Annotated in this window: 5 protein-coding genes and 1 pseudogene; 4 read left to right on the forward strand and 2 right to left on the reverse strand. The window is 64.3% G+C overall.

Annotation, left to right across the window (positions count from 1 at the left end; translation table 11 throughout):
• On the forward strand, positions 1-593 hold a 593-nt coding region (locus DD1DGNOD_RS12675), incomplete at its 5' end, for an ISAs1 family transposase (protein WP_131770207.1).
• A 564-nt stretch (positions 594-1,157) separates the two neighbouring features.
• Positions 1,158-1,832 (forward strand): hypothetical protein, encoded by a 675-nt coding sequence (locus DD1DGNOD_RS12680; RefSeq protein ID WP_131767366.1) that lies wholly within the window; start codon positions 1,158-1,160, stop codon positions 1,830-1,832.
• A gap of 115 nt (positions 1,833-1,947) precedes the next feature.
• On the opposite strand, the pseudogene DD1DGNOD_RS12685 reads toward DD1DGNOD_RS12680, so the two are convergent.
• Positions 1,948-2,393 (reverse strand): annotated as a pseudogene (locus DD1DGNOD_RS12685) (DDE-type integrase/transposase/recombinase).
• A gap of 32 nt (positions 2,394-2,425) precedes the next feature.
• Between DD1DGNOD_RS12685 and DD1DGNOD_RS12690 the strand changes: the two are divergent.
• The gene (locus tag DD1DGNOD_RS12690; RefSeq protein ID WP_131767367.1) at positions 2,426-3,019 is read left to right on the forward strand and encodes a cytochrome c oxidase subunit 3; all 594 of its coding nucleotides are present in this window, start codon (positions 2,426-2,428) and stop codon (positions 3,017-3,019) included.
• A 3-nt stretch (positions 3,020-3,022) separates the two neighbouring features.
• Entirely contained in the window at positions 3,023-3,298 is a 276-nt protein-coding gene (locus DD1DGNOD_RS12695) for a cytochrome C oxidase subunit IV family protein (protein WP_131770205.1), read from the forward strand.
• A 527-nt stretch (positions 3,299-3,825) separates the two neighbouring features.
• On the opposite strand, the gene DD1DGNOD_RS12700 is transcribed toward DD1DGNOD_RS12695, so the two are convergent.
• A partial coding sequence (locus DD1DGNOD_RS12700) for a CoA-transferase (protein ID WP_283234688.1) occupies positions 3,826-4,207 on the reverse strand: 382 nt, incomplete at its 5' end.

Here is a 4,207-nt window from a genome sequence, read left to right on the forward strand (position 1 = left end):
TCCTGGCACAGGTCGACGTCGACGAGAAGACCAACGAAATCCCTTTGTTCTCCACGGTTCTCGACCAGATCCCCGACCTGACCGACGTCCTGATCACCGTCGACGCCATGCACGCGCAGACCGCGCACGCCGACTACCTCCACACCCGGGGAGCACACCTGTTGGTCACCGTGAAACGCAACCAGCCCACCGTGCACACCCGGTTGAAGACGCTGCCGTGGAAGGACGTCCCGGTCGGGCACACCACCACCGGCCGTGGTCACGGCCGGATCGAGACACGCACCCTGAAGGCCGTCACCGTTCCGGCCGGGCTCGGGTTCCCCCACGCCACCCAGGCCATCCAGGTCACCCGCACCTCCCGCCCGATCACCACGAACAAGGGCAAGCGCCGCCAGCGACGTGAGACCGTCTACGCGATCTGCACCCTGCCCGCCGAGGACGCCCTACCGGCGGAACCGGCCACCTGGATCCGAGGCCACTGGTCCATCGAGAACCGGCTGCACCGGGTCCGTGACGTCACACTGGGTGAAGACCTCACCAGGCTCGTACCGGCAGCGGCCCCCAGGTCATGGCCGCTCTCCGCAACCTGGTGATCAGCATCCTCCGGTTCGCCGGCTTCACCAACATCGCCCGAGCCCTACGCCACCACGCCCGCCATCCCGACCAGGCGATCACCCTCATGACCAGCACAAACACGACTTTGCAATGACCCTGGGGGGATCCGCAGGGCCTTGAGGACCCGTCAGACCCGTTCGTGGTGGCCCGAGCCCTCACAAGCCCGCACTTGCCTGCGTCCGGGCATTGCTGTAGATTCTAATCTAATAAAGGTTTAGCTTAGCGTCGGAGTCGACTCGGCGGATTGCGTGCGACGTGGATGAGGACTGAGCCGTCGGCTTGCCGGAAGGATGGTTAGCTCAGGTAGTCGGGAACATATCAGGCGGGCGGTTTGTGGCTACGGCGAGTCGCTGGGCCTCTATGCCGGGATCGGGGCGCCCGCACATCCGACGTGTTGAGCTTGCGCAGTTCCGGTCATTTCGGTTGTTCGGCAAGTCCTGGCGGCAAAGTCGCCGGGCCGCCTACCCGCTGGTTAGACGAGGAGCATCGAGATGAACATACGAGCCCAGCGCCTGTGCGCGTGGTGCGGACCTGTCTTAGCGGTGTTATTCTTTATCGGATTCTGGCTGATCGCCGACTTCATACCGCCGCCGTCACCTGCCGAGAGTCCTGGCCAGGTAGCGGTGAGATTCCGCGAGCACGCGAACCAGATTCGTTTCGGCCTTCTGCTGACTCTCTATGCCGGCACGCTGACAGTCCCGTGGGTCGCGGCAGTCTCGGTGCAGCTCAAGCGGATAGAAGGGCAGTTCTCCCCCCTCACCTACGCACAGCTCGGGCTCGGGGTGCTTCTCCCGCTCGAGTTCGTCGTCCCCATCTACTTCTGGCAGACCGCCGCTTTCCGCTCCGAGCGCTCTCCTGAAATCGTCCAGACCCTGAACGACCTGGGCTGGCTGCCGTTCACGGGTCTGGTCTACACTATCGTCGCGCAGGCCATCGTGATCGGGATCGCGATCCTCGCGGACCGCCGGGAAAAGCCAATCTTCCCCCGCTGGTCCGGCTACCTCAGCATCTGGGCCGCCCTGCTGTTCTGCCCGGCGGGCTTCGACGTCTTCTTCAAGGACGGCCCGCTGGCATGGAACGGCCTGATCGCCTGGTGGGTGCTGGTCGTCGCGTTCTTCCTGTGGCTGATTGTGCTGTCGGTTGTGTTGCTCGGTGCCATCCGGCGCCAGGAGGAAGAAGGTCAGGCGAACCGAGCGGAAGCGGTCAGCCAGCAGTGACCAGATGGGTCGCCGGGCAGGCCAGCGACGTGCGGCCAGTGCTCTCGCAGGCAGCCGCCGGGGGTCTGTTGCGTTCAGCGGAGTCAAGACATGGCAAGCCCCGCCGAGCCGGTGATCAGATCGCCAGTGCGAGCTCGGTAAAGGCAGCTGACAGCCGCAGGTTTGGGTTGGTGTCGAGGCTGAGTTCGTAGTGGCCGCGGCGGATGTTCTCCCGCGAACGCATGCCCAGAGCTGACCGTCTGGACGGAGCGGAAGCGTTTCAGCCCGCGCATCGGCCGGAGTCTTGCTTTCAGCTGGCTGTGGTCGGATTCGATCCGGTTGTTCGCCCGTCGGGCATCGATGTGACGGGCGGCGGGCAGCAGCTCGTCGAGCACCCTCTGGTAGGTGGCGGCTTGGTCGGTAGTGACTTCGACCAGCCGGCGGAGGAGCTCTTCGACGTCCCAGTAGGACTGGGCATAGCGCAGGTACCAGCGAACCGCCAGCACGCTTCCCCTCGGGCGGGAACCGGAACCCGGTGAACTCCGAGGCGGGGACTGGTGGACGGACGGGACCTCGACGCATCCACCTACCATTCCCGATCAAGGAACTCGCGGATGCAACAGACCCAGGTGCCGGCCTCGACGGCCCGGCGAGAACGGCACATCCCGGGCGAGGCCGGGCTGTGGTTTCTGCTCTTCGGCGACATGACGCTCTTCGCCGTCCTGTTCTGCGTTTACCTGAACCAGCGCGGTAAGCAGCTTGAGGTTTTCACCCATTCGCAGGGCACCCTGAACCGCGACTTTGGCGCGCTGAACACGCTGCTGCTTCTGTCGAGCTCGCTGCTCGTCGTGTTGGCGACGCGCGCGGTCAGGGGGGCGGCCCGGCGCAGCGCTCCGCGCCTGCTGGTCGGCGCGATCGCGTTCGGGCTGGGGTTCGTCGCGGTGAAGGTCGTCGAGTACCACGACAAGATCATCACGGGGATGACTCCGGACGTCAACATGTTCTACATGTACTATTTCGTGCTGACTGGGTTGCACTTGGCGCATCTGGTCCTCGGCCTCGTTGTGCTCGTCGTGCTGTTCACGCTGTCCCGGAAGGCTGAGCTCAGCGAGGGGCAGTTCATGTTCTTCGAGGGCGGCGCATGCTTCTGGCACATGGTCGACCTGCTCTGGATAGTCATCTTCCCGCTGCTCTACCTGGTGAGGTGAACGATGAGTTCCGTGGTGCGCACGCGTGCGACCGGCGTGTGGCTCATCCTCGTCCTTGCGACGTCGCTGTCTTGGGTGCTGGGTACCGACCATGGCCTCAGTAACGACGGGCATCGGATGGCGAGCGTCGCGATCATGGTCGTCGCGCTGTTCAAGGTCAGGCTCGTCGGCCTCTACTTCATGGACCTCCGCAACGCGCCGGCGGTTTTGCGTGCGTTGCTAGAGGGGTACTGCGTCGCCGTCTGCGCCGTGATGATCTCGCTGTTCCTCCTCGCCTAGTGTCTCGTGATGCTCTGGTCTTTAGATAACAGTGGGGATGATCAGGCGTGTGACCGGCGCAGATAACTTAACATGACAAAAATAATCCTTCATCACGAGACACCAGTGCTTGGGTTCCTCAAGGCCGGGGTAGATCGGGTGAACTGAACAGCACGCACTACCAGCGTTTCCTGCAGCGGGTGGAGGAGGCCAATCCCACCGGGGAGATCTACGTGGTCAGCGACAACCTGTCCTCCCACGACAGCAAGGCCACCCGGACCTGACTGGAAGACCATCGCCGGATCCGGCAGGTGTTCATCCCGCTGGGTGCCTGCTGGCTGAATCTCCAGGAGGGCTGGTGGCGGATCTTCCGCAAGACCGCCCTGGCCGGCCAGTCCTTCGCCGCCCTCGACGAGATCGGCGAGGCCACCCGGCTGGCCACCGCCCAGGCTCAACGCCCGCGCGAAACCCTGGGTCTGGGACGGCCCCCGCCCCACCGGCCCGGAAACTCCGACACCGTTTTGTGTACTGCTTTGAGGAACCCAGCTCTAGAGCGCGACGGCGAAGTCGGGCTCGGTGACGGCACGGACGTCGTCGACGGCCACGCCCGGTGCGAGCTCGCGCAGGACTAGTCCTGCGGGCTCGATATCGAATACGGCGAGGTCGGTGATGACGCGCTGGATGCATGCGCGTCCTGTGTAGGGCAGCGAACACTCATGTACGATCTTGGGCGAGCCGTCTTTGGTGGCGTGCTCCATCATCACGATCGAGCGCTTGGCCCCGTGTACAAGATCCATCGCGCCGCCCATCCCCTTGACCATCTTTCCGGGGATCATCCAATTGGCTAGGTCGCCCTTCTCCGACACCTGCATGGCGCCGAGGATCGCGACGTCGATGTGACCGCCGCGGATCATCCCGAACGACGTCGCG

The sequence above is a fragment of the Candidatus Protofrankia californiensis genome, assembly GCF_900634765.1.
GTDB lineage: Bacteria > Actinomycetota > Actinomycetes > Frankiales > Frankiaceae > Protofrankia > Protofrankia californiensis.